General features: G+C 53.7%; 21 protein-coding genes and 1 tRNA gene. 9 read left to right on the forward strand and 13 right to left on the reverse strand.

Going from position 1 to position 23,193, the window contains the following annotated elements; genetic code table 11:
- Positions 1–59 precede the first annotated feature (59 nt).
- The gene (locus WJU22_RS25815; protein WP_341841046.1) at positions 60–1,328 is read right to left on the reverse strand and encodes a DEAD/DEAH box helicase; all 1,269 of its coding nucleotides are present in this window, start codon (positions 1,326–1,328) and stop codon (positions 60–62) included.
- Between the two features lie 247 nt (positions 1,329–1,575).
- Between WJU22_RS25815 and WJU22_RS25820 the strand changes: the two genes are divergently transcribed.
- Complete coding sequence (locus WJU22_RS25820; protein ID WP_341841047.1) at positions 1,576–2,436, forward strand: hypothetical protein; 861 nt, start codon at positions 1,576–1,578, stop codon at positions 2,434–2,436.
- 67 nt (positions 2,437–2,503) lie between these two features.
- On the opposite strand, the gene WJU22_RS25825 is transcribed toward WJU22_RS25820, so the two are convergent.
- Positions 2,504–3,133, reverse strand: coding sequence for a M949_RS01915 family surface polysaccharide biosynthesis protein (locus WJU22_RS25825; protein WP_341841048.1), 630 nt, complete (start codon positions 3,131–3,133; stop codon positions 2,504–2,506).
- A 167-nt stretch (positions 3,134–3,300) separates the two neighbouring features.
- Between WJU22_RS25825 and WJU22_RS25830 the strand changes: the two genes are divergently transcribed.
- The 3 genes from WJU22_RS25830 (at position 3,301) to WJU22_RS25840 (ending at position 5,105) form a co-directional block, all read left to right on the forward strand.
- Positions 3,301–4,164: an AraC family transcriptional regulator gene (locus WJU22_RS25830; RefSeq protein WP_341841049.1), complete on the forward strand. Its 864-nt coding sequence runs from the start codon at positions 3,301–3,303 to the stop codon at positions 4,162–4,164.
- A 92-nt stretch (positions 4,165–4,256) separates the two neighbouring features.
- Positions 4,257–4,697 carry a MauE/DoxX family redox-associated membrane protein gene (locus WJU22_RS25835; protein WP_341841050.1) on the forward strand — a complete coding sequence of 147 codons (441 nt, stop codon included), beginning with the start codon at positions 4,257–4,259 and terminating at the stop codon, positions 4,695–4,697.
- Positions 4,698–4,775: 78 nt separating this feature from the next.
- Positions 4,776–5,105 (forward strand): hypothetical protein, encoded by a 330-nt coding sequence (locus WJU22_RS25840; protein ID WP_341841051.1) that lies wholly within the window; start codon positions 4,776–4,778, stop codon positions 5,103–5,105.
- A 64-nt stretch (positions 5,106–5,169) separates the two neighbouring features.
- Here WJU22_RS25840 and WJU22_RS25845 read toward each other — a convergent pair whose 3' ends face one another.
- Positions 5,170–6,987, reverse strand: coding sequence for a RagB/SusD family nutrient uptake outer membrane protein (locus WJU22_RS25845; protein ID WP_341841052.1), 1,818 nt, complete (start codon positions 6,985–6,987; stop codon positions 5,170–5,172).
- Between the two features lie 11 nt (positions 6,988–6,998).
- On the reverse strand, positions 6,999–10,496 hold the full coding sequence (locus WJU22_RS25850) for a SusC/RagA family TonB-linked outer membrane protein (protein WP_341841053.1): 3,498 nt from the start codon (positions 10,494–10,496) through the stop codon (positions 6,999–7,001).
- A gap of 234 nt (positions 10,497–10,730) precedes the next feature.
- Between WJU22_RS25850 and WJU22_RS25855 the strand changes: the two genes are divergently transcribed.
- Genes WJU22_RS25855 through WJU22_RS25865 form a run of 3 tightly spaced genes read left to right on the forward strand, consistent with a single transcriptional unit; the run spans position 10,731 to position 12,420 of the window.
- The gene (locus WJU22_RS25855) at positions 10,731–11,285 is read left to right on the forward strand and encodes an RNA polymerase sigma-70 factor (RefSeq protein WP_341841054.1); all 555 of its coding nucleotides are present in this window, start codon (positions 10,731–10,733) and stop codon (positions 11,283–11,285) included.
- 32 nt (positions 11,286–11,317) lie between these two features.
- On the forward strand, positions 11,318–11,950 hold the full coding sequence (locus tag WJU22_RS25860) for a hypothetical protein (protein WP_341841055.1): 633 nt from the start codon (positions 11,318–11,320) through the stop codon (positions 11,948–11,950).
- Positions 11,944–12,420: a FecR family protein gene (locus WJU22_RS25865; protein WP_341841056.1), complete on the forward strand. Its 477-nt coding sequence runs from the start codon at positions 11,944–11,946 to the stop codon at positions 12,418–12,420. Before WJU22_RS25860 ends, WJU22_RS25865 begins: the two co-directional genes overlap by 7 nt.
- Before the next feature lie 64 nt (positions 12,421–12,484).
- Here the strand turns inward: WJU22_RS25865 and WJU22_RS25870 are convergent, their stop codons facing one another.
- Positions 12,485–13,891, reverse strand: a complete 1,407-nt coding sequence (locus tag WJU22_RS25870) for a hypothetical protein (protein WP_341841057.1) — start codon at positions 13,889–13,891, stop codon at positions 12,485–12,487.
- 413 nt (positions 13,892–14,304) lie between these two features.
- Here WJU22_RS25870 and WJU22_RS25875 point away from each other — a divergent pair, with 413 nt between their 5' ends.
- The gene (locus tag WJU22_RS25875; RefSeq protein WP_341841058.1) at positions 14,305–14,850 is read left to right on the forward strand and encodes a CAP domain-containing protein; all 546 of its coding nucleotides are present in this window, start codon (positions 14,305–14,307) and stop codon (positions 14,848–14,850) included.
- 265 nt (positions 14,851–15,115) lie between these two features.
- Here WJU22_RS25875 and WJU22_RS25880 read toward each other — a convergent pair whose 3' ends face one another.
- Both WJU22_RS25880 and WJU22_RS25885 read right to left on the reverse strand, forming a co-directional pair.
- A complete protein-coding gene (locus tag WJU22_RS25880) occupies positions 15,116–16,291 on the reverse strand; it encodes a hypothetical protein (RefSeq protein WP_341841059.1) in 1,176 nt (391 codons plus the stop codon).
- Between the two features lie 16 nt (positions 16,292–16,307).
- Complete coding sequence (locus WJU22_RS25885; protein ID WP_341841060.1) at positions 16,308–16,565, reverse strand: hypothetical protein; 258 nt, start codon at positions 16,563–16,565, stop codon at positions 16,308–16,310.
- Between WJU22_RS25885 and WJU22_RS25890 the strand changes: the two genes are divergently transcribed.
- A complete protein-coding gene (locus tag WJU22_RS25890) occupies positions 16,558–16,887 on the forward strand; it encodes a hypothetical protein (protein WP_341841061.1) in 330 nt (109 codons plus the stop codon). The two genes, WJU22_RS25885 and WJU22_RS25890, sit on opposite strands and share 8 nt — an antisense overlap.
- 210 nt (positions 16,888–17,097) lie before the next feature.
- Here the strand turns inward: WJU22_RS25890 and WJU22_RS25895 are convergent.
- The 6 genes from WJU22_RS25895 to WJU22_RS25920 all read right to left on the reverse strand — a co-directional run bounded on the left by WJU22_RS25895 (position 17,098) and on the right by WJU22_RS25920 (position 22,739).
- A tRNA-Gln gene (locus tag WJU22_RS25895) sits at positions 17,098–17,168 on the reverse strand.
- Positions 17,169–17,338: 170 nt separating this feature from the next.
- Positions 17,339–18,355, reverse strand: coding sequence for a glycosyltransferase family 9 protein (locus WJU22_RS25900; RefSeq protein WP_341841062.1), 1,017 nt, complete (start codon positions 18,353–18,355; stop codon positions 17,339–17,341).
- Positions 18,333–18,944, reverse strand: coding sequence for a DUF4254 domain-containing protein (locus WJU22_RS25905; protein WP_341841063.1), 612 nt, complete (start codon positions 18,942–18,944; stop codon positions 18,333–18,335). Before WJU22_RS25905 ends, WJU22_RS25900 begins: the two co-directional genes overlap by 23 nt.
- 491 nt (positions 18,945–19,435) lie before the next feature.
- Positions 19,436–20,866: an APC family permease gene (locus WJU22_RS25910; protein ID WP_341841064.1), complete on the reverse strand. Its 1,431-nt coding sequence runs from the start codon at positions 20,864–20,866 to the stop codon at positions 19,436–19,438.
- Positions 20,867–20,938: 72 nt separating this feature from the next.
- Positions 20,939–21,535 carry an OmpH family outer membrane protein gene (locus tag WJU22_RS25915; RefSeq protein ID WP_341841065.1) on the reverse strand — a complete coding sequence of 199 codons (597 nt, stop codon included), beginning with the start codon at positions 21,533–21,535 and terminating at the stop codon, positions 20,939–20,941.
- A 181-nt stretch (positions 21,536–21,716) separates the two neighbouring features.
- The gene (locus WJU22_RS25920; RefSeq protein WP_341841066.1) at positions 21,717–22,739 is read right to left on the reverse strand and encodes a glycerophosphodiester phosphodiesterase; all 1,023 of its coding nucleotides are present in this window, start codon (positions 22,737–22,739) and stop codon (positions 21,717–21,719) included.
- Positions 22,740–23,193 lie beyond the last annotated feature (454 nt).

A 23,193-nucleotide genomic window follows, 5' to 3' on the forward strand; every position in this document is an offset into this window, starting at 1 on the left:
CTGCTTCAGTGAACACTGTTGCGGGATGCCGGTCGGGTATTTTTAACGCAGCGGGCGCGTTAGATTTTCTGTTTGTTCTGCTGCGGACGGCCGTGCCATTTCCGCTTTTGCTGCTGCTTGCGATTGTTCGCCTGCTGGGAAGAAGACTGGCGCAGCTGTACGGCGGGAGCCGGGGCTGCGGGCGCTTCCAGAGCCGGGAAAGGATGATCGCTGACAACGGGGATCTGCTGCTTGATGAGCTTTATGATATCCTTCACATATGCCCTTTCTTCATCGTCGCAGAAAGAAAGCGCGATGCCGCTTGCGCCGCCGCGACCGGTACGGCCGATGCGGTGAACATACGTTTCAGGCACGTTGGGGATCTCGAAGTTGATCACATGCGACAGGTTGTCTACGTCGATACCGCGCGCGGCGATGTCTGTAGCTACCAGGCAACGGATGCGGCCCGCCTTGAAATCGGTGAGGGCGCGCTGGCGCGAGTTCTGGGACTTGTCGCCGTGAATGGCGCTGGCGGTGATGCCAGACTTGCTCAGTTCTTTGGCGACGCGGTCTGCGCCGTGCTTGGTACGGGTGAAGACGAGTGCGCTCACGATGGATGCGTCATTCAACACATGCACGAGCAGTTTGCGCTTGCTCGCTTTATCGGTGTAATACAGCTGCTGCTCCACTTTCTCCGCCGTGCTGGAAACGGGCGTTACGGCCACTTTTTCAGGGTTGGAGAGGATGGAGTTCGCCAGGCCGGCGATTTCGTCGGGCATGGTGGCGGAAAAGAACAGGGTCTGTCTTTTCTGCGGCAGTTTGGTGATCACACGCTTTACGTCGTGGATAAAGCCCATGTCGAGCATACGGTCGGCTTCGTCGAGCACGAACTGGCGGATGTAATGCAGGTTGATGTGCCCCTGCTGCCAGAGGTCGAGCAGCCGGCCGGGCGTGGCAATGAGGATATCCGTTCCGCGTCTCAGTCCATCGATCTGGCCTTGCGCGGAAACGCCCCCGAAAATAACGAGGTGGCGGATGCCGGTGTGCGCGCCATAATCCCGGATATTCTCCGCGATCTGGATCGCCAGTTCACGCGTTGGCGTAAGGATGAGCGTTTTGATATGACGGTCGGGCGCCTGGGCGGCCTCTTTTTCCTTATAAAGCAACTGCAGGATCGGAATAGCGAACGCTGCGGTTTTGCCGGTACCGGTCTGGGCGCACGCCAGCAGGTCCCGTTTCTCCAGCACTACAGGGATCGCCTGTTCCTGGATGGGAGTTGGTGTTGTATAGCCTTGTGTTTCCAGTGCGCGAAGTATGGGTGTAATGAGGCCTAATTTCTCGAATGACAATTGATATGATTTTATGTAACGTTGATAACTGCCTGGATGTCAAATTAAAGGGAAGGAAAAGCTCGAATTGTATATCCAGGAGCATAAAAAAACTTTACAAAGATACGGAAAATCCCCCAATGCGCCGGTTTTGCATTAGGATTGTTTATAATACCACTCAGACGACCAATCTTCCACTCCGTCGGAAAAGCCTTTCCGGCGCGGGTTTTAATCGGTAGCTTACCTATACTCAAAACCATGCTTTTTTATGAAAACCAGACTATTGCTCACCGCGCTGGCCGCCTTTTCCCTGGCCGCCTGCTCGAAGAAAAAGGACCCTGAGCCCCAGGCGCCCGATTCCCCCAAACCCATTCCCGTACTCACAAAAGTCGTGAAAGGGCATCTCCTCAAATCGTGCGACATCGCCCTCGTTCCCGGCGCCAACTTCCGGGTCGAATATACCTGGAACACGGATAGTTCCCTGAAAAAGTACAAATCCATCAATCCCGCCACCCAGCAGTCCGCCGATGTGGATTTCCACTACGAAAACGGCATGCTGGCCCGCATCACTACCCAAAACTCCCTTTCAGAAGGCGTGTACGTTTTCAAAAACGGTAAAGTGGACCGGATCACCAGCCGCCATCTCATCAACCCCACCGGCAGAAATTACTACTTCACCTACAACGCCGCCGACAACACGCCCGCCCGCATCCGATACTACAACTTCAACGAAGCGGGCGAGCAGCTCGTTACCGAGGTCAACTATACGTACGACGCGCAAAAGCGCCCGGTGGAAATCACCAGCACGCAACCCAACGGCAACAAACGCATCATCAGGTTCCAGGAATGGAGCGAGCCGTTCCTTTTCAGCCCCTGGATATTTTCCGAATCGGAAATGGACCTCGAAAACTATGAACTATACAACGTTCCGCTGATGTTCGTCCTCGACCGGATGCCCACCAAATTCTCCGAGCACCAGCAAGCCGCCGGTGCTGCGGAAACCATGACGCGCCGCTGGGAAATCAGCTATACCGTCCAGCAGGAAAAATTGCAGTTCCGCCGCGCGAAGGTTTTTTATCCCACCCAGCCGCAACTGGACCGAACGGTAGAGCATACCTTCCATTATTGATGCATAGCGCCATATAAACACGAAGGCCCGCCGGAACCGGCGGGCCTTCGTGTTTATGCAATGTGTTTTAGCCGTTTTTCAGCAGGAGCCCCCGGTCTTTCCGCATGCGCTGCAGCAGGGTTTCCACCGTGCTGCGGATGGGTGCCGGCAGTTTGTCGAACCCCGGCGCGTAGCGCAGCGACCGGCCATTATCGAACTCATTTTCCACGGCGCGGACGGCGAATTTTTCGTTTTTGTACACCACGAACACTTTCACGCGGCGGATTCCGTTGCCGTCTTTCGTCATGTACACGATGATGGGATCGATGCGGCCATCGGCGTCGAGATCGCGGAAGGAGCAGTAGCTCGTCGTGAACCAGATATGGGATTCCTCCATCTCTTTTTCGATGAAATCGTTCAGGGTCCATTTCTCGAGGTAGCCGCCATGGTCTTCGAGGAGGCAGACGGCCTGGAGCGCGGTGTTGACGGTATCTTTGGCGGTTATTTTATCCTGGTTTTCGCAGAGGAGGATTTTCCAGCTGCCGGAATTATCGACGTAGCTGAAGCCCCTGAACACGGGGAACTTCGTTTCGTATTCTGCATCGATTTCCGCGCGGGGGATAATTTTCACTTCCTGCGCGAAGGCGAATGCAGGGAGAAACAGGAGGATGGAGGTAATGAAGCGGCGCATCCGGCGAAAATAAGAAATCTGCTGCATTCAATATCATTCTCCGCTGAAAACTGGCTGTCGTTATGGAAATACACCGCCACGGGGCTCCCTGCGTTCCTGCCGCACCCTGCCCTTTTACCTTAGCTCCTCCACGACCTTGTTCCGTTATTGTCAGCTACGCTTAAGAGATCATCCAACCATAAACAGCACAGACAATGAACGGAATTTCGCATCCCAGCATACGGTTGCACGCTGCCGATCCTTTGCTGGTTGACTCACACGAAGGACGCATCGCCGCATATACAGACACCACCATTTCCGGCCACCTGGCGTGCCGGAGCGTGTTGCTACCGGGAGGAAGCCTTAGCTGGGTGCACCTCATCCTCCACGAGCCCGCACCGCTTTACATCAGTTCTTCAATCGCTGCCCATTTCATTTGCTTCGGATTACGGGGAAATATGGAAGCCGATGGCTTCCGGAGCATCGCCCATCATGCCGTACGCCAATTTGTTCAGCCGGGTGTGATTGCCGGCGTGCATGCAGGGGAATATGAGTTTTGCTGTATATCTATCGATGAAGGAAAGGAAACTTCCTGGCGGGAAACCGCTTTGCTGCCCGAAACAATTACCGTGCTGGAACAGATCCGCCGCATACCGTGGTCGGCCGCCAGCATCCCGGTGCTGAATAGTTGGGTGCAACTGCTTTCCCGCCTGATGGAAGCCACTTCGCAAATGCCCGCTGGTATACGCACTACACTACGGCACATTGCCGACAATTATGCGGAGCCCATCAGCGTAAAGCGCCTGGCCAGGATGGCGGGCCTCAATATCAACGCCTACACGATCCGATTCCGCGAAGCTACTGGCAGTACGCCATCGGCCTACATCCAGCGGGTACGAATCGAAGCAGGCAGAGAATTGTTAAAGGATAAACGCCTGACGATCGATGTCATCAGCGCCAGCAGCGGTTTTACAAGCAGACATTACTTCTCCCGGGTGTTCCGTCACCATTTTGGCCTCTCCCCCGCCGAGTTCAGGCGCAACGCACAGAAAAGTGAAAAACTCCACCTGAAAAATTGAAATATTAAACCACATTTCCTATAAATCTTGTGAACTTTACTTTGTCACCAACGGAAAAAACTGATACGATCGCCACCATTAAAAACACAAACATGCCCCTTTCCATTAAAACCCGCACCGCATCTGACCTGGCTTCGGCCCTGCTGCTGATCTTTTTCCTGCATAGCGCCATCGGCAGCATCGCGCAGCACCAGACGGCGGTGAACGTACTCGCGTTCTACACACCTGTCAACGCCCCGCGCCACGCCATCGCCTGGGCGATATCGGCCTGGCAATTCATCACAGCGGCATTGTTGTTTTTCCCCGTAACAAGGCGGTACGGCCTGGGCGCATCGCTGGGTTATTTCGTTGCACTATCTGTACTGGCCTGGCTGTTCCCCGGCGATCCGGCGCAGTTCGGCGGATTACTGAACCACATCACCCGGTTCCAGACGCAGGCCCTGGCGCTTTCAGGGATAGCGGTATCAGCAGCAGGCATCGTGCTCCGCTACTTCTCCCGCATCAAAAAACAAACAGAAATCATTGCGCAATAACGCCGTTGTCCGGCGACAGGTGGTATGCCGAAAACCCTGTTCAATAGAGTAGGCATTATTCTCAAAAACCCAACTAACATGAAAAGGAATCTTTTTGCCCTGGCAGCCGTTGTGTTCGCCCTCACGCTCTCTTCTTTCACCACTACCCGCGTGTCTACTTTCTTCCTGACTTACAAAGGCACCGGAAACCAGTTCCAGGTGGCTAACTACAACATCCTGTCTTCCGCCAGCCGTGTAAGCGGTACCGGCAGCTTCAACTGGATTTCCGTTCAGGCTGAAGATGAATTCGAAATCGACGATGCACTCGTATCTGCGACCGTAACCGCTGAAAACAAAGTTGCTGGCGGCTCTCCCCACATCCTGTCTAACGAAACGGCAGACACCCCGGCCCTCGACGTTAAACTCTGATTTGGCTTCGATACGACAATTTCGGAAAAGCGACCGCCGTTGACGCAAGTCAGCGGCGGTTTTACTATTCTTTTACCGGCTCCACAAACTGTTTGCTGATTACGATGTAGAGATGGTCCCATTTCACGGTATCCATCCAATTACGGTTTTCCTCGTAGGGAATTTTCAGGATCACTTTATCCACGGCTTGCTTCATCGTCGGCGTTGGCGTGGTTGTATACGCGGCGATCTGATAAAGTTTCAGTTCGTTCATCTTATTGATGAACTCCGCGGAATCCCGGTTGGCCATCAGCCGTGCATGCGTCCACGACATTTCTGGTGGCTTGCTGACCCAGGGGTCGTAGGTGGCGAGCTGGTCGAAATCTTCCGGCGGAAGCTGGCTACGTACTTTTTCTTTCACGATCGGCCACCATGTTGGCGGCAGTGCGGCAGAAGCGCGCCGCCAGTCAGTTACCCTTACCCGTATGGGCTTCACCTGGCAGTTGGCGTAAACGGTTATGAAAACCAGGCTCATCGTTGATAGTAAACGTATCATATGGTTGGATTTTTTTATCTCGGCGTTTGTGCCACCTGGCTCCGCGCTATCACTTCTTTCGGCAACAGCCAGGCAAAACGGAGATCGCCCGGTGGTAACTGTATCTCCTGTCCGCCAATTTTCCGGCGAAGCGTGATGGCGGTTGCCGGTTCCGTATTCAGCCGCTTGATGTCCGCCCAACGCCCCCCGCATCACCAGTTCCTTTTTCCTTTCACGCAGCACGATGCGCAAGGCTTCTGCGGCGCTGGTGGCGGTTTCCGGCACAAACGCACCCGCCGTCCAACGATGGCGGAGCAATTCATTCAAATCGTCCATCGCAGCCTGTACCTTTCCCTCCCTGGCGAGGCATTCTGCCCGGATGAGGTACACTTCGTCTGTCGCAACGCCGGTAAATGGTTTGAACACACCGGCATAGGAATTCCGGAATGTTTCCGTTCCGTCGCCGATCTCCCTGAAATAGTACACTCCCCGGAGATCGCCCGTTGCATAGGAGGAACGAAGCGCTGTGTCTGCCCTCGGATAATTTTCGACAGATACCACCTGTGTTTCCGAAGCCACCTGATAATAGAGGATTTCGGGGTTGGAAGTGTAATTCCCCAGCGGAAAATCCCCTTCCTGCAAAGTGCTGAAATCCAGCAATCCGGAATGCAGGGCGAGGCAGGCCGAAGCTGCATCCCGCGCGCGGCTGAATTGCCTGGTCTGAAGGTAAAATCTCGCCAGTAGCGCATGCCCGGCGGCTTTGATGGGCAAATTCTTATACGGAGCGTTCTCCGGCAAAAGCGTTACCGCCGCCTCCAGGTCTTCCTGGATCTGCCGGTAGGTTTCTGGAAGACCGGCCCGAACGCTCGGCACATTCGGGTCTTCGTTCAAGCGTAAAATGATTCCCGGACCATTTCCTCCCACGCCGGAAGTGTATTGCAGCGCATACAGCTCCGCCGCCTGGAGGAACGCGAGCCCGCGCAGAAAAAGCGCCATCCCCTTCAACTCGTTCCGCTGCCGCTCGCTGCTTACTTTCACACGCGCCACGTTCGACAAAATCGTGTTGGCATAAAAAACCCTGTTGTATTGCTGGAAATAATCTGCGAACAACTGCTCCCGGTCGTTCCAGCGATACACATCGCGGTAAATCTCCGGGAGCGCCATCAGTTCCGCATCCGGAATGTAATATTCGTCGGACGCCGCAATCCCCAGGCTGGGGCCCACATACAGGGATTCTGTGTTCAACAGCAACAGCAGATCATTCGCTGTTTCAATGGTGGACGTCGTTTTGTCGGATTTTTTATCTAGGTACTTGCTGCATCCCGCCATCGACAGGGATATTGCACAAAACATGATCAGTTTCTTCATGATACGGTTGTTTAAAAATCTACCTTGATACCGCCACCGATGCGGACGGGCGTCGGGTATGCATTGTTGCCGAACTGCACGTCCGGGTCCAGTTTTTCACGATTGGCGCGCCAGACAAACCCGAGATTTTCGCCGGAAGCGTACACCGATGCGTTTTTGATTGTGTTCCGGGTGAGGCGTTGCAGCGGAACGCTGTATTCCAGGCGGATTTGCTGCAGCCGGATGTTGTCGGCCTTGAAAACATTTGCGTCTGACAAGGCATAGAAATTATCCCGGTCCGGATTTGCCGGATAAACCATGGATGGAACTGTTGTATGGCGCTCGTCTCCCGGCTGCTGCCAGCGTTTTGTAAAATCGGGATGCGCGGCATTGGCGGAAAACAGGCCGGAATAACTGATCGATTTGCGCAGATTGGAATACCGGAAACGGTATTGCAGCCCCACGATCAGCGTGATGCTTTTCCAGGTGAAAATATTGTTCAGGCTGCCAAAGACGCGGGGCAGGAACGAACCGCGATCGATCAGCCGGGCGGAGTCTGCATGCTGGTTCAATATGGCATAATAATCATTCGACGGTTTGCCGTTCAACAATCCGATCGGGTCGCCGGTTTCCCCATCCAGCCCCACAAAGGGAAAGGAATACAATGCAAATGGGTCCCGACCTTTCGCCGCCAGCTGCAAAGGTGTTATGCCCGCCAGATTACTGGCAATAGACTCCGGCGTGAAGTTCCTGTCTAATTCCAGCACCTTGTTCTTTATCGTTCCTAAACGCCATTCGGTGGCCCATCTGAGCGGCCCCTTCAGGTTAACGGAATTAAGCAGCACTTCCAGCCCATGGGCTTTCAGGGAAGCCGCGTTCATCCGCGCGGTAGGGATGCCGGTGGAAGGATCGAGTGAAACCGGGTAGATAAGGTCTACCGACCGCTTGGTGAAGTAATCGAAGGAGAAATTGAGCCTTCCCTTCCACAATCCGCCATCGAGGCCGATGTTGAACTGCCGCTGCCGTTCCCAGCTGAGGTCGCGGTTGGCGGGACTGAGGATCAGGTATTGCTGCGGACCGAACCTCGGGTCTACCGGGTCCACGATCTGCGTAATGGTCATGGGTGAAAGGGTATTATTCACGTTCCCCTGGAATCCGTAATTCGTGCGCAACCGGAGTTGTTCGACCTTGTGGATGTTCCAGAAGTTTTCTTCCGTTATGTTCCACGATACCCCGGCCGACCAGAAAGGCTTCCATTGATCGTTGGTAGCCACACCGAAGAGATTGGCCGCGTCTCTCCTGCCGCTTGCCGTAAATACATACCGGTTATCGTACACGTAAGAAGCGTTGGCAAAATATGATACGAACCGGTTCAATACACCGGTGAAGGGAGTATTCAGCGTCGGGATTTTCCTGAGCCCGCGATTGCCATAGTTGGGGAAGCTCGATGTATAGTTGACGGGAACGGAGGTCCGGGTGTTTTCATCATATCCATATGCCAGGGAAGCTTCTGCGTCCTGGCTGCGTTCCCTGATTTCTCCGCCGGCAATCACGTTTACCTGGTGAAGGCTACTGAATAATTGCTGGTAATTCAACTGCGCCCTTCCCATGTGCGACCGCCATCGCGAAACCATACCGGTGCGCCGCCCGCCGATGGGCATGGGATGCTGTTCTTCGGCGGTAGTCGCATTGAGGTTCGTGAACAGGTTGATCTGGTTTCTTACCGAATATATTTCCAGGCTTTCCAGCGAAACTTGGTTCCCGTTTCCGGAGATGTACTGGTATTGGATTTCAGCCGTCAGGTGCCTGGTAATTGTTCCGCGAAATCCCGTATTCAGCATCAATTCCTTTTCGGAATTCACATCGTTCGCGTTGCGGAGGTCTTGCAGATACCGGTACTTCCAGTCGAGTAATTTTCCACCGCCGGCAGTGTCTGTATAGCCTTCCCGGTAATCTTTGGAATAGGATAACGGGTTCCCGTATTCATCCGCCAGCTTTGTGTAGGGAACGAATGCGAGCGTTCCGAGCTGTCCGCCATCGTTGCTCTCCGCATTCAATTCCGAATAGCGCATACCGAGCTGCCACGACAAAAAACGGTTGATCTTCAGTTGGTTCTCACTGCTCAACGAAATCCTGCGTTGCGAAATCCCGCGCAAAAAAGAGGGTGTCATATCAAAACTTCCCGACATTGCGTACCGGATGCGGTCACTGCCGCCGCTTACATTCACGGCGTATTGACTGGCAACGGCGGTCCGGTACACATACCGTTCGAGGTCGTGGCGGAGGTCTTGCTGCCGGAGCGCATCCAGCCTGGATGCGGAGTCTGCAGCCGATATTTTCCCCTGTTTCCGGAGTTCAAAAATCTCCACGGCCTGCGATATGGCGCGGTTGCGGCGGAGCGCGGCATTATAAAAACCTTTCCCGTGTAACATCGCTTCTACCCCGATGAAGTCTGAAGCCGGCATAACGGGGTATTTGAACAGATCGGGTTTGAGCTGCGCATTTACATTAATATTCAGCGATACCTCCAGCGGCTGGTTGAAGCGTCCTTTTTTGGTGGTGATGACGATAACGCCGTTGGCCGCTTTGGCACCCCAGATGGCGGCTGCGGCCGCATCTCGGAGGATGGAAATATTTTCGATGTCGTTGGGGTTGATGGATTGAAGATTCCCTTCGTATGGGAAATTATCCAGCACTATCAACGGTCCTTCGATCGATGAAGTGAGTGTGCTCAGGCCGCGCAGGCGGAGATTTGCGGGCTGGAGCGGGGTTTTGCCGGGAGTTAAGCTGTTGCGGTCGAACAGGATGCTGGATGAAAGGCCTTCTATCCGGTTGAGCACATCGGGCCCGAGTTTCCTGTTTAACTGTTCGTTGTTCACAAACTCGAACGCACCAGTGGCCCTTTCTTTCGGAACATCCTGGTAGCCGGAGGAAAAAACTTCCACTTCCCGGATTTTTGTGACGTCGCGTTTTAAGGCCAGGAGCAACGTTTCGCTGTTGCGGAGGGGCCATTCCTGCGAAACGTATCCCGTAAAACTCACCACCAGCACCGCGCCGCGGGGCACACCGGCCACAATGAACCGGCCGTCGCTATCCGTAGTGCCGCCACGCACCGAATGTTTTACCTGTACCGTGGCGCCGGCCAGGGCCTGCCCTTCTGCATCGGTAACTTTCCCGCGGGCTACGAGCAGCGTATCTTCCGTTGGCCCCATAAGCGCAGCGGCTTTCGGGCGAAGGATGATCACCTCGTCGCGAAAATCCCATTCCACCGGCTTCCCTTTAAACAATTCGGCAAATACATCCGGTAATTTTGACTGGTGAAAACGGACCGTCCACGTTTCGGCATCATTGACGAGCCGGTCGGCATACATCACGCGGAGCCCTGTTTGCCGGTGGATCTCCCGGAATATTTCCCGTAACGGCATTTTTACGGCGTTCAGCGTCAACACCGCGTCGGCCTGCCTGGAACCGGCTCCCTGCGCGGCGGGTGAAAGAAGCCATGCGCATACAAAACAGTAGAATAGTTTCATGTCAATTCGGTTCTGATTGAAATTCGCCCAGCTAAGGAGAAAGGAGTCTGACTGCTTTGAATGGTAACGGGAATTGCGTATATAACCTTTAATACCGGAAATTTCAGGCGAAGGAGTAAGCAACCCTCCCATAAATTTTAACAAACAAGTTTGAGTACATCTGCAACGTAAATTATACCTACATTTATTATCCATACGCTCCAACATTTTTAGCCGCAATACCATCCAAACCGTATGGCCGACGTTTGCAACGAGGTGGCCCTGTTGTTGCATGTACAGCAGGGAACCGGCGACTATGAGACATTTTACCACTATTACCGCAAATGGCTGCTGATCGCCGCCACCGCCATTCTGCAACACGAACAGGAGGCGGAAGAGCTGGTACAGGAGTTTTTCATCGACTGTTGGGAGCAACGGCTGGTTCTCCGCATTCCCGCCACCAGTCGCGATGCTATCCGGAATTACCTGTTCATCAGCATCCGCAACCGCTGCCTGAACCGCATGGCCGTAAACGATACACGCCGTCGCCGGCTGGCCATGCTCACCGGGTTGTTGGACGACTACCAGGCGCCAGAAAACCGGCTGGAGTCGCGGGAACTGGGGCGCTCGCTAGAGGATGCCATTGAGCAGCTCCCGCCCCGGCAGGGATCGGTGTTCCGTTCCGCATACCAGCACGATAAGAGCCGGCGGGAAATTGCGGTGGAAATGAATATCAGCGAAAAGACCGTTAAGAAGCAGATGCAGCTGGCGTTGAAGAACCTCCGCACGCTGCTCAGGCATTTACATTGAACTTACTCCATGTCAGGGAAAAATCTGTATTCATGAAGATGACGAAAGGAGAACATCTATTCACGTTAATGACGATGCGGCTTTCCGGGGAACTTACTCCCGGGGAAGCGGAAGAACTTGACCGCCTCATTGCTACCGATCCGGCCGTAAAAGCCCGGTGGATGGAGCTTTGCAGAACATTCGCCCCATCCGATATCGCCAATCATTTCGAAAGGTTGAACGAGCCGAAATTGCCTCGCCGGCGTGCCCCGCGTACCCTGCGCTTCGTGCTCGCCGCGGCCGCAGCTGCGATGGTGTCGGGCCTTGTGTGGTGGGTTGCAACACCGGTATTCCGGAACCGGGAAATCGCCCGTAAAAATGAAGCACCTTTGCCCGGGGGCGTTGTACTATCTACCGCATCCGGCCAAACGGTGAACCTTTCCCACCCTTCATCCGCCACCCTATCCGGCTGGCAGGCAACCACCAGCGCACAAACGCTCAACATCACCACTGCAGACGACGCCGCTGGTTGGAACCGCCTCTCCGTTCCCCCCGGCCTCACTTACCGCGTCATACTGCCCGACGGCAGCAAAATTTGGCTAAACAGTGCAACTAGCCTTCAGTTCCCCGGCACCTTCCCCCCACCGAGCGCCGCGTACGCCTCCAGGGAGAAGCCTGGATGGTAATTGCGCCCGATCCCTCGAAAATCTTTATCGTAGAAACAGATAGTATGGAGGTAACCGTGCTGGGAACTACCTTCAACCTGAAAGCCTACGAATCCGGCGCTGCCGAGCTCTCCCTTGTAAATGGCGCCGTGAAAGCCGCATCAATGGGCAAACAACTCACCCTCCGCCCGGGACAACAGGCATTTCTGCACAACGGCACCCTCAACACCCGATTATTCGACGTCCCGGAAATAGCCGCATGGCGCGACGGAAAATACTATTTTGAGCAAATCCCACTCACAGAAATTGCCGCCATCCTTCAAAGAGCTTACAACCTTGAAACTGTATTCGACGATCAGAATATCGCCGCACAAACGTTTACCGGCCTCCTCAATCAACACAAACCGGTAGGCACTTTCCTCGAAAACCTCCAAAGCACCACCGCCGTTCAGTATTATTTCGACAATTCCGGAAAACTGCACCTGCACTAGCTTTCAAACAAATAAAAAAGTCCGGCGCCGCAGCAGCCGGACCTCCACTATATCACCTAAAAAATCATTTTCGCTTCCGCGACATCGATGCCATCATCATTTTGGCCATCATCGGTTGCAGGGCGCCGAAATCACTGAAATTATACCGGTTCGCCACTTTGAACTCGATAGAGAAATTCCCGACGCGGATGGCCTCGCAACCACCGGCATCGCGCCATACCGACCCCGTTGCCGTTCCCCTCACATATTTCCGGCCAAACACCGTCGTCACTTCCGTGATATTCACCGATCCCGGGGAAGGTATCCATTTCAGCCCGTCCGGCGGACATTCGACGTGATAGGTAGCCGCGTTCTGGGGCAGTTTCATCCCCAGTACCTTTCCGGTCTCCTCAATGTCATGGTCCATGCTGTAGTAGGGATGGGAGCCGGCCGAATATCCTTTCCCGAAAACCTCCAGCGTATAGCCGTCTACCGGTTCTACATCGTCGATAATTCCGTTGATGATCATATCACCTTCGTGGATCATTACGTTATTGCGCAGGGGAATCCCTTCCGACAGCACATTGTTGTAGGTGGAAAGCCAATACGTTCCATCGTCGATCGTGATGTCTTGCACAAGCGTCAGCACGGGGTTCGATCTGCCGGGCCGCAGCTCCGGCGGCACCCAGTCATGGATTTCCACGGAAACGCTGGCGATATTATCGAACTGCAGGGTTTCCGGGGCTTTGAAGAGGGCTTTCAGTCCGCGGGGCTCCAGCGTCCCGCCTGCTTCTCCGGCAACTTTCCAGTTTTTCACGTTGTTGGGATTTTCCAGCACTTTCGCCGCGGTGATCGCGATTTCCGGATGTTCACCGATGGGGCGGCCGGGCTCGTTCATCATCGAGAGCACCTGCAACTCGGTAGTTTTCCCGATGCTGAGATAATCGAGGTCGGCATGCAGCCAGAACAGCGCATACAGTGCCCAGTCGGAGAAATGGTCGGTTTCCACCTTCACCGTTTTACTGGCTTTATCTACCCGCGATTTCGCCATGAACCGCCATCCGCCGGCTTTGTCCTGGTATGCGAGGAACAGCGCGTCTGGGTGAATGGAATCCGCCAGCAGCGCGTCGGTATATGGAATGGTCAGCGTGATGGGCTTGGCGAATTTGATGCCTTCCGGTTGGAGGCGGAACGATTTACCGGGGCTCCCCGGCAGCGTGTTCGTCACTTCCTGCAACGTGAGCTCCGTATTGGCAACCAATGCGCCGGCAGGAATATCCACCGTGATCCGCCCACCTGTAGCGACGATGGTGCCGCCTGCCGCCCCGACCGTCTTTTTGATCGAGGTGCCGACGGGCGTTCCGTGCGGACGAACAATCGGTTGCTGTGGTTGCGGCTGGGGCTGCGGATCGGGCTGTCCGCCCGGTGAGCCTGACTTCTTGCAGGCAACGAATCCGGATGCCAGGAAAAGTACCCAAATGAGGTGCTTCATATGCTTGTAATTGATGATTTCCGATGGATGGGGTTTGGGGTAATCTGGCACGAAACTCCGCAACTGCGGCCAGTTTGGCAATCAATTTCCGTTGACATGTCGGATGAAGGCGGCAGAATGCATCCCCACCTTTTCCACGATCATCGATTTTGATGACGATGGTCATTGAAACCAACATGCCGGCCAGCTACATTTGTATCGAAATGTGAGCATAGCATTATTGATCAGATGACCCGCCCGCACTGGGCTCTCATAACTTCTCCGACAGTCTTTCTCCCACAAGCCTTTCTTTTCACCGAATTACTGAACCTGCTGCTTGCGGCAGCCAGGCCTGCGCTTGCCATGTAGATCCACGGCCGTTCCCATCCGGCCAAGCGCTACCTGTGCGCCCTTCGCACAACCAAAAATTCCATATGAAAAATTCAATACTTGCCTGCACTGCAGGCCTGCTCCTCCTTTGTGCCTGCACCAAAGAACCCCTGGAAGAATGGATTTTGCCCGAAAACGGGAAAGCCACAATGCCTTTCGCATTCAAAGACACGAGCTTCACGATGACCCAGCGGGTAGACAGTGCCAACATGCTCCGCCTGATCAATGCCTATCGCAGCAAAGGCTGCAATTGCGGCGATATATACATGGCACCGGCTCCTCCCCTCTACTGGAACATCCGGTTGGAAAGGGCTTCCTGGTTACATAGCAAGGAGATGAACGACAGCGTGTACATGAGCCATATCGGGCGGAACGGAAGTAACGGCGGAGACCGCATCCGGAAAATGGGATATAACTGGAAATGCTACGCGGAAAACATCGCACTGGGCATTTTGACGGAAAAGTCGGTTGTTGACGGATGGATGGGCAGCAAAACACACTGCATGGCAATGATGAATCCCACGCTGAAAGAGACCGGCATCGCCCGATTCCGCAACTTCTGGACACAAGAGATCGCATTGAGCTATTAAGAAATAGCAGCTGCCCCAGATCGCTCGCTCCAGAGAAGATTTCCCCGACTTCTGGGACGACCGGCAACTGGATTCCCATCCCGATTGGGTGATCGCACGGCAAATGGCAACCGCAATTATTCAAGCCATGCGGCTGGATCATCTTACCATCAAGTTTGAGCGGGAAGAAACGTATGAAACTTCGTCAAACGGCCGGCAGCGATGGATGCAATCCACCAATACTTTTCTTGTCCCGAAAGCATGAGTGTTTTTCTTAAACATCCATTCAAAGCTGCTTCGCAATATTCCCCAGCGCCGTGAAGTTTGCGCGGATGTTGATGAACCCGAGGAAATTCCCGTTTTCCGGATCATACCTGAACTCCAGCGGCACCCACACTTCCGGGAACACCCGGAGGCGCACCGTGGCATTGAGCGAGAGGCGATCGCGCTCCTCCTCCGCGTACAGCTGCGCGAAATTGCGGTAATAAGATCCCGAGAACTTGATCTCCAGGTAACTCCGCTTGGTCGTTTTTGCTTTAAAAACCACGTTCATCCCCGTTTCCAGGTTAAACAGCATGCGCTTGAGGTCTCTGCCCGACTTGAGCGTATCGTCTACGAACTGAAGGCCGGATTTGATGTCCAGCTCCCAGTCGTGCGTCGTTTCCGGCGATTGCGTGAGGCCTTTGAGGAATTGGGTATGCAGCACCAGGTTGGAAAACACGAATTGATCTTTGTAGGTAGTGTCCGTTACGCCAACGGTCCATAGCACTTTCTTCTGGAGGTCTTCCTTCAGTTGGCTGTAAATCGCTTTGGCCGTATCGGTGAAATTGTAATCGCCTTTTTCGTTGAGTTCCTGGCGGAGCGGCTCGTCTGCCGCTTTCAAAATAATTTCCTTCAGTTCGGGGCTCAGTGATTTGAAAGGTGTTCCCTGGTTGACGAATGCATCCAGTTCCAGCAGTAACGCACCTTTCACATTCATGTCCTGAATTTTGCTGATCTCCTTTCCAGCGGCGGTGTTGGCGGCATATAGCTGCTGTACCCGTTCGTTGTTTTCCACTGTTTTCAGAAATGCTTTGCTGACGGTTTCGTCGCGCTTGTTGACGATGGCGAAAGTGATGCCGGATGTAAACCCATTGAACCGGAAAGAACTGTCTAACCGAAGTCCCACGGCATAGTTGAGGTTCCTGAGAGTGGTGTAATTTCGGTAGTTTTTATCGACCAGGAGCGTAGTGTCCAGTTTGGCCATCACGGCGAAGGGCGTGCCTTTGAAACGGATTTCCTTGTCGGGGCTGGTCAATCGTTCCAACCCGAGCTGGAAGAAACTGTTCAGCACGTCCTTATAATTCCCGGAAGCCAGCGAATCGGCCGTGAATATGGGGTTGGGCGATTTTTGCTGGGCCATGAGTTGTGCGGATAAGCATAGCATCAGCAAAAGGACGAGACCGGCGCGTTGCGTTTTCATATGAAGTATTCAGCGGTTATTTGATCAAGAAGTTGGCCATCATGAGGCCTGTCGGGAAGTTTTTCGGATTTGCGGGAATGGTGGGCGTGCTGAGTTTGACGGTAGCGGTGCCCGTGCAAACGCCGTTGATGGTGACCACATCGCCCGACTGCACATCCGAAAAAACGATGATGCCGGTTTCGCTGATGCTTTGCATGTTGATGAGCACGCCATTGCGGAACAGGATAGCCGTAGCCTGGCCGATGCCACCTGTAAAAGTAAAATCGATGGACACGTTTTGCGAAACGGCCGACTTAACGGCAACCAATGCTTCGGTGCTCAAATTTCCCGCCGGCGCCGCTGCGGGTACCGACCTGGAGACGGGCGCTTTCCCGGGGATGGATTTGGCCTTTGCACTTTTTTTAGGGCTGGCTTTGGCGGATGCTGCTTTTTTGCTTTTTGCCATGGCTTATAGGATTGAAAACGTAAAATTAACTGGAATACAGGCTGGAAAAAACGGTTATGCTGTTGAATTGGATTTGGGGCAGAAGATTCAGTTGATGCCGTTTCAGGATGGCAGGTCCATGCTTTCGACACATTACAATGTTATGCAATGATAGCACAACTTTATGCAATCCCGGCTTCACCGGAGAAAATAATCCGGATGGCGTAGATTTTTGTTAGGGATGGATGGGATGATCCGATAATTGAAATTTTTCATGATTCAAGACCTGCCGGTGCAAAAACGCATAGAAAGCAGGATGGTGGCGGATCGGGGGATGGGTGTAAAAACGAAAAAGCCGCTTCGTAAAGCGGCTTTTTCTTTGTTGGCCTACCAGGATTCGAACCTAGACAAACAGAACCAAAATCTGTCGTACTACCATTATACTATAGGCCAAACTATCTTTCCCAACTTAGCTCATCGTTCAACCAGGATTCGCACCTGGCTATACTTTCGAGCACCGTTCGTTGGGATTGCAAAAGTATCAATTTTTTTATTTCTGCAAAAAAAATGTTCGGAATTTTCTCATTTTTTTACTGAAACGCCCTCCTGCCAAGGCTTTCACGCTACAACAACCGCATCACCGCCGCCACGATCCTTTCCGGTGCCAGCTCTTCCATACACGCATGGTCTCCACGGAAACAGGGCTTGCTGCCAAACACTGAGCATGGCCGGCAATACAGGTCCAGCTGCACCGCGTTCTCTTCCTGCTGCCCGAAGCCCATGAACCCCGCAAATGGATGCGTAGCGCCCCATACAGACACCACCGGCACGCCGTACAGCGATGCCAGGTGCATGTTGGCAGAATCCATGCTCACCATCACGGTAAGACTGCTGATTACGCGCAATTCCTCCTCGAGGGAATGTTTCCCTGCCATCACTTCCACACCCGGGACGCGCTTTGCCAGGGCTTCCAGTTTCGCGGTTTCTTCCTTACCGCCGCCGAACAGCAGGATGTCTGCGTCCGTTTTCCCGCGGAGCGTGCGGATGGCCATTTCCATCTTTTCGATGGGATACGTTTTTTCGCGGTAAGTGGCGAACGGCGCGATGCCGATCCGCTGTTTGGCGGAAGGCCGGCGCGGCAATGTGCCGGGCGCGTCTGCATTTACCGGGTACCCCAGTTCCGCGAATACGGCGCGGTAGCGGTCGAGGGTAGAAGTCAGCGGCTGGAGGATTTTATCGTCCTTCCGCGTCAGCGCCTTCTTCCCCGCCCTTCCCTTGTCGATCACGGCTATTTTTACGGCTGTCATCCGGAAAAAGGAACGGAGTATCTGGCTGCGCAAAACCTGGTGAAGGTCTGCCATGGCGCGAATGCCGGGGAATTGGGCACGGATGGAACGGAACAGGCGGAAAAGTCCGTTTACACCTTTGTGCTCGCCTTTTACATCGGCCGGCACGAATATGAGCCGCGGGATGCCCTGGCACAGGGCTCCCCAGTTCTTATTGGTGACGAAAACGATGGTAAGGTCCGGATAAGCATCCAGCACCTGTTTCATAACGGGAATGGTCATGGCCACGTCGCCCATGGCGCTCAGGCGCAGGGCCAGCAGCGTCGTGGGCTTATTGCCCGGATTTTTGCCCATACAGAACGGGGTTGAGCGAAGGATCGTTGTACATTTTCATCTGCTTGTACACTTTCATGTACTTGCGGCCTTTGGAAATATCTTCCAGCAGGGCTTCGATGGCGGTAGACAGGTCGCGCTGCTGTTCCAGTAACACTTCCAGCTTGCGGGCGCAGGCCTGGCGGTGCTCTTCGGTAGCATCGGGCCGAGTTGCCTCTTCCCGCATGTGATAAATTTTCAGCGCGAGGATAGACAGCCGGTCGATGGCCCAGGCGGGGCTTTCGGTGTTGATCGTCGCATCCGGCACGGGTATCACGTCTTTATATTTTTCGAGGAAAAAACTGTCGATATATTCTACCATGTCTGTCCGTTCCTGGTTCGATTTATCGATCCAGCGTTTCATGCTGAGGGCGTTCACGGGGTCGATGGCCGGGTCGCGGATCACGTCTTCCAGGTGCCATTGCACGGTGTCGATCCAGTTTTTGGCGTACAGCAGGTGTTCTACGGAGGTGTTTTCATAAGGGTTCCGGATCGCCTGGTGGATATCGTTGGCCACATGGTAATCGCGGATACTCTGGTCAAAAATTTCGATGCAAAGTGCGGTAAACATGCAGCAAATGTAAATAAAAAAGCACGCTGTGGAAACAGTGTGCCGGGCATAAAATCATGTGAATGTTCGAGAATGCAATTGTGTAGGCTTTCAATGGTTCTCTAAAGAGGGCTTCGAGTTATTTTCAGACAACGAAACCATCCGCTGACCATATGGTGCCGGCATGTTGGAGACGCCCGCAACACGGCCGGCAACAATAGTCAGATATTATTGATAGGAAAACCCGGTAAGTGGAGATTTTCCGTGCCTTTCTGGTTAATACATATGTTTTCAGGAGAATGCGATCTGGGGGTACTGGGTCGTTATGCGGTCTAAGCTAAATTGGCATTTCCTGGACATCTGGTACTAAATTACGTCGAACGCCTGTATTATTCTTGCAGTGATGAAAAATCTGTGTTACCACATTCAAATGATTGTTTACTAACGCCTTCCTATACGAAAAAGCCGCGCAGAACGGGTGTCTGCACGGCTTTCCGGATATTTCGAAAGACTTATTTCATTTCTTTCCTGGCGGCGTAATACAGCGGAATGCCGAGCAGGATGATGCCCAATCCGGGCACGGCGTACTCCGGTTCGTAAATGAGCAGCAGAACGGCCAGCGAAAGGGCTACCAGCACGTAAAGCGCCGGCAACACCGGATATCCGAAGGCTTTGTGGCTCCGGGGGATCTCCGGGCGGGTCCTCCGCAGCACGAAAATCCCGATGATCGTGATCACATAAAACAGCAGCACGCCGAAAATCACCATGGTGAGCAGATCGCCGTACTTGCCGCTGAGGCAGAGCAGCGAAGCCCACAGGCACTGGATCCACAGGCCCGTGCCGGGAACGTCGTATTGGTTGAGCTCGCCCGCCTTGCGGAAGAAAAGCCCGTCTTTGGCCATGGTATAGTAAATCCGGGCGCCGGAAAGGATCAAACCGTTATTGCAGCCGAACGTGGAGATGATGATCATCACCGCAATGGCCATAGCGCCTACTCCGGGGCCGAAAATCCGCTCCGCGGCGGCTACCCCTACCCTTTCCTGCGGCGCAAACGCGATCTCGTTAAAGGGCAGCACGGCGAGGTACATGAGGTTGGCGGAAACGTAGATGATGGTCACGATGAAAGTTCCCAGGAACAGGGCGCGGCCGATATTCTTCTCCGGGCTCTTGATCTCCCCGGCAATGAACGTCACGTTGTTCCACGCGTCGCTGGAAAACAGCGTCCCTTTCATGGAAACGGCGATAGCGCCCAGGAAGGCCATGCCACCGAGCGCCGTGGTCACCAGCTGGCCGTCTACCATCTTCAGGTTGGCCGTTTGCCAGGCGTTTTCCCAGTTGGCGTTCCAGATTTCGGCCTTGGCGCCGATCATCAGGCCGAAAACGATCAGCCCGAACAGGGAGAACAACTTGGTGAAAGTGAATACGGTCTGGATGATCTTCCCGTTTTTCACCCCTTTGGTATTGATCCAGGTCAGCAGTACGATGGAAAGGATGGCGATAATTTGGGCCATGTTGACGGAAAACGCCCAACTGCCCAGGGGTATTTTAAGCAAAACGTTGGTTTCTCCCAGCCCCGGGGCCAGATAGCCGAGGTATTTGGCAAACGCCATGGCTACGGCTGCGATGGTCCCGGTCTGGATGACGCCGAACTGCGTCCACCCGAAAAGGAAAGCGATGAATGGATTGTAGGCTTCACGGAGGTAAACGTACTGGCCGCCGGCTTTGGGGAACATACCCGACAATTCGCCGTAACTGAGGGCTGCGATCAGGGTTACGACCCCGGCCAGCACCCACATGGCCATCATCCAGCCCGAAGAGCCCATGGAGCGGGCCACTTCGGCAGAAACGATAAAGATGCCGGAACCGATCATGGACCCCGCCACGATCATCGTAGCGTCCACAAGGCTCAGCGTGGGCTTGAAGGAGTGTGTCTGGTTGGACATAGAGGTTGATAAAATGGTTGATAAAAGAAAATCCCGGTTGTTACACCGGGATCAAACGTAGAAATCGTTTAATTATTTGCTCGGAGTCGCATCATTGAGCGCCTTGATCACTTCTGCTGTAATGTCGTACGCTTCATCTTTGTACAGGATGTTGGAAGCACCTGCGCGGTAAGAGAAAATGAATGCGTAACGGTTGCCGTTTACGGTCTTGATCGTTTCTTCCAGCCGCTTCTGCAGATCTTCGGAGAACTGCGCTTCCTGGGTTTGCAACTGTGCGATGAGGCTCTGGCGGTTCTGCTCGTGCTGCTGGGCCTTGCGCTGGAGGCTGGCTTCCGCCGCCTGGCCTTCTGCCTGCGTCATGGAAGGGGCCCTTTGCTGAAGTACCTGCAATTCGTTCTGCAATGCACGCTCACGACCGGCAATGTCGTTCTGCGCGGCTTCTTTCTTACGGTCCAGCTCCGCTTTTTTGTCCTTGAAATAAACGTAGTGAGCTTCCAGCGAATCAATATCTACATAGGCAAGCCTTTGCGCGCCGCCAGCCGCCTGAACGGAAGAATCAGCACCGGCTTTGGGGGCAGATTTACCATTGTTTTGCTGACAGGCTGCAAATACGCCGGCGATCGCCATCAGGAATAAACCATTTTTCACAATAAGTTGACGGGTGTGCATGTTGATCGATAGATTTTAATACGCTTGGATATAATTAGATTGTTGCGGCGGCTAAAATAAGATTTTTGGGATATAAAAAAACGTTAAAAACAAAATAGTGGAAAGATAGGTTCGGCAAGGGTTTGAGGTCGATTCTCCTCTGAAAAACGAAAAAGGGGGACATCGTCCCCCTTTTTTATCATTATTTTTTTGACTTTTCCAGTGCGATTTCCGGCTCGTCCGTCGTCAGGAAATCGGCCCCGGCCTTGAGATACGTCTCCATTTGCGCCGGGTCGTTGACGGTCCAGATGTTGACGGTCACGTTGTTCTTTTTGGCTTGCTGGAAGATGGTCATGTCCTTGTCGATGGTCTTCCAGTTGTAATCGAAGCCCCAGATCCCGTCGGCCTTCAGTTCCGCGGGCGATTTGTCGCCGTTGAGATAGGCCACCTTGGCGTGGGGATCGAGCGCCACGATCTTTTTGCAGATATTGTAATCGAAGCTGATATACAGCATCCAGGCCTGCGATTTGTGCTGGCGGATGAGGTCGTAGCATTTTTGGGCCAGTTCTTCGCCACGACCGGTTTTCGAAGGCTTCAGCTCCAGCACGAGGCGGGTGATGTTCTGCTTTTTGCCTTCTTCGAGGTATTGCTCGAATGTGGGCACTTTATCGCCGTTTTTGAGGTCGATGGAAACGAGGTCCGCGATGTTCGTCTCTTCCACGACTTTACCGCCGATATGGGGGTCGTGGGACAGTACCGGGATGCCGTCTTTCGACAGCCATACGTCGAACTCGGAGCCTTCACAGCCCAGGCGCGACGCTTCGCGCAGCGATGTAATGGAATTCTGGCTGCCTTCTGTATGTTTCCAGGCACCGCGGTGCGCAACGATCTTGTTCCGCGCGAAATCGTCCTTCACGAAAATGAACGATTCCTGCTGGCCACCCAGTTCCAGGGTTACCGCATATTGTACGGCAGATGATTCGCCGATGCTTTTCTTCTTCTTTAACCGCACTTCACCTTTTTTCCCGATCATGAAAAGCCCGGAAGTGTCTTCCGCAACTTTCACGCCCGATGCAGGCCCCTGCGGCGTGAACACCTGTCCGATCACCGCGCCGGACTTGCCTTTCGGAATGGTATAATTGTCCAGATGGAATGCGGGTGCCTGCCCGTTCACCGCTGCTGCGGCCAGTAATGCCGGAATCATGAATCGATAACGTAGACGCATGGTAATGTGTTTTCTATGCTTGTTTAATATTTCGTCAACTTACGGATTATTATGTTCTGCTTTCAAATCAGTTACATAAGCTTACAAAATACGGTGGCGAACGGATAAATCAAAGGCCTCGCGGGAGATTTTAATGAGAACTTAATATGTTCCCGGAAAACAAAAAAAGCTGCCCCGATCGGGGGCCACACAATCATCCCCTACCTTCTAACTTCACAATCCCTTCCTTCTCCGGAAAACAAAAAGGCCGTCCCAACCCGGGGCCAAACGATCATCCTCCCTTCAAACCTCACAATCCCCTCTTCCACCGGAAAACAAAAATGGCCACCCTTACCGGGGCCAAACGATCATCCCCACCTTCCAACGTCACAATCCCATCCTCTACCGCAAAACAAAAATGGCCGTCCCAACCCGAAGCCAAACGATCATCCTTCCTTCCAACGTCACAATCCCA

The sequence above is a fragment of the Chitinophaga caseinilytica genome (assembly GCF_038396765.1).
GTDB classification, from domain to species: domain Bacteria; phylum Bacteroidota; class Bacteroidia; order Chitinophagales; family Chitinophagaceae; genus Chitinophaga; species Chitinophaga caseinilytica.

Bases quoted from the DNA above. Each gene is read 5' to 3' on its own strand.
- WJU22_RS25890 (WP_341841061.1), top strand. From the start codon at position 16,558: ATGGACACGTTTTGCGAAACGGCCGACTTAACGGCAACCAATGCTTCG.
- WJU22_RS25900 (WP_341841062.1), bottom strand. From the start codon at position 18,355: ATGGGCAAAAATCCGGGCAATAAGCCCACGACGCTGCTGGCCCTGCGC.
- WJU22_RS25915 (WP_341841065.1), bottom strand. From the start codon at position 21,535: ATGCACACCCGTCAACTTATTGTGAAAAATGGTTTATTCCTGATGGCG.
- WJU22_RS25905 (WP_341841063.1), bottom strand. From the start codon at position 18,944: ATGTTTACCGCACTTTGCATCGAAATTTTTGACCAGAGTATCCGCGAT.
- WJU22_RS25875 (WP_341841058.1), top strand. From the start codon at position 14,305: ATGAAAAATTCAATACTTGCCTGCACTGCAGGCCTGCTCCTCCTTTGT.
- WJU22_RS25840 (WP_341841051.1), top strand. From the start codon at position 4,776: ATGAAAAGGAATCTTTTTGCCCTGGCAGCCGTTGTGTTCGCCCTCACG.
- WJU22_RS25835 (WP_341841050.1), top strand. From the start codon at position 4,257: ATGCCCCTTTCCATTAAAACCCGCACCGCATCTGACCTGGCTTCGGCC.
- WJU22_RS25850 (WP_341841053.1), bottom strand. From the start codon at position 10,496: ATGAAACTATTCTACTGTTTTGTATGCGCATGGCTTCTTTCACCCGCC.
- WJU22_RS25910 (WP_341841064.1), bottom strand. From the start codon at position 20,866: ATGTCCAACCAGACACACTCCTTCAAGCCCACGCTGAGCCTTGTGGAC.
- WJU22_RS25870 (WP_341841057.1), bottom strand. From the start codon at position 13,891: ATGAAGCACCTCATTTGGGTACTTTTCCTGGCATCCGGATTCGTTGCC.
- WJU22_RS25865 (WP_341841056.1), top strand. From the start codon at position 11,944: ATGGTAATTGCGCCCGATCCCTCGAAAATCTTTATCGTAGAAACAGAT.
- WJU22_RS25825 (WP_341841048.1), bottom strand. From the start codon at position 3,133: ATGCAGCAGATTTCTTATTTTCGCCGGATGCGCCGCTTCATTACCTCC.
- WJU22_RS25820 (WP_341841047.1), top strand. From the start codon at position 1,576: ATGAAAACCAGACTATTGCTCACCGCGCTGGCCGCCTTTTCCCTGGCC.
- WJU22_RS25845 (WP_341841052.1), bottom strand. From the start codon at position 6,987: ATGAAGAAACTGATCATGTTTTGTGCAATATCCCTGTCGATGGCGGGA.
- WJU22_RS25920 (WP_341841066.1), bottom strand. From the start codon at position 22,739: ATGCGTCTACGTTATCGATTCATGATTCCGGCATTACTGGCCGCAGCA.
- WJU22_RS25860 (WP_341841055.1), top strand. From the start codon at position 11,318: ATGAAGATGACGAAAGGAGAACATCTATTCACGTTAATGACGATGCGG.
- WJU22_RS25855 (WP_341841054.1), top strand. From the start codon at position 10,731: ATGGCCGACGTTTGCAACGAGGTGGCCCTGTTGTTGCATGTACAGCAG.
- WJU22_RS25880 (WP_341841059.1), bottom strand. From the start codon at position 16,291: ATGAAAACGCAACGCGCCGGTCTCGTCCTTTTGCTGATGCTATGCTTA.
- WJU22_RS25830 (WP_341841049.1), top strand. From the start codon at position 3,301: ATGAACGGAATTTCGCATCCCAGCATACGGTTGCACGCTGCCGATCCT.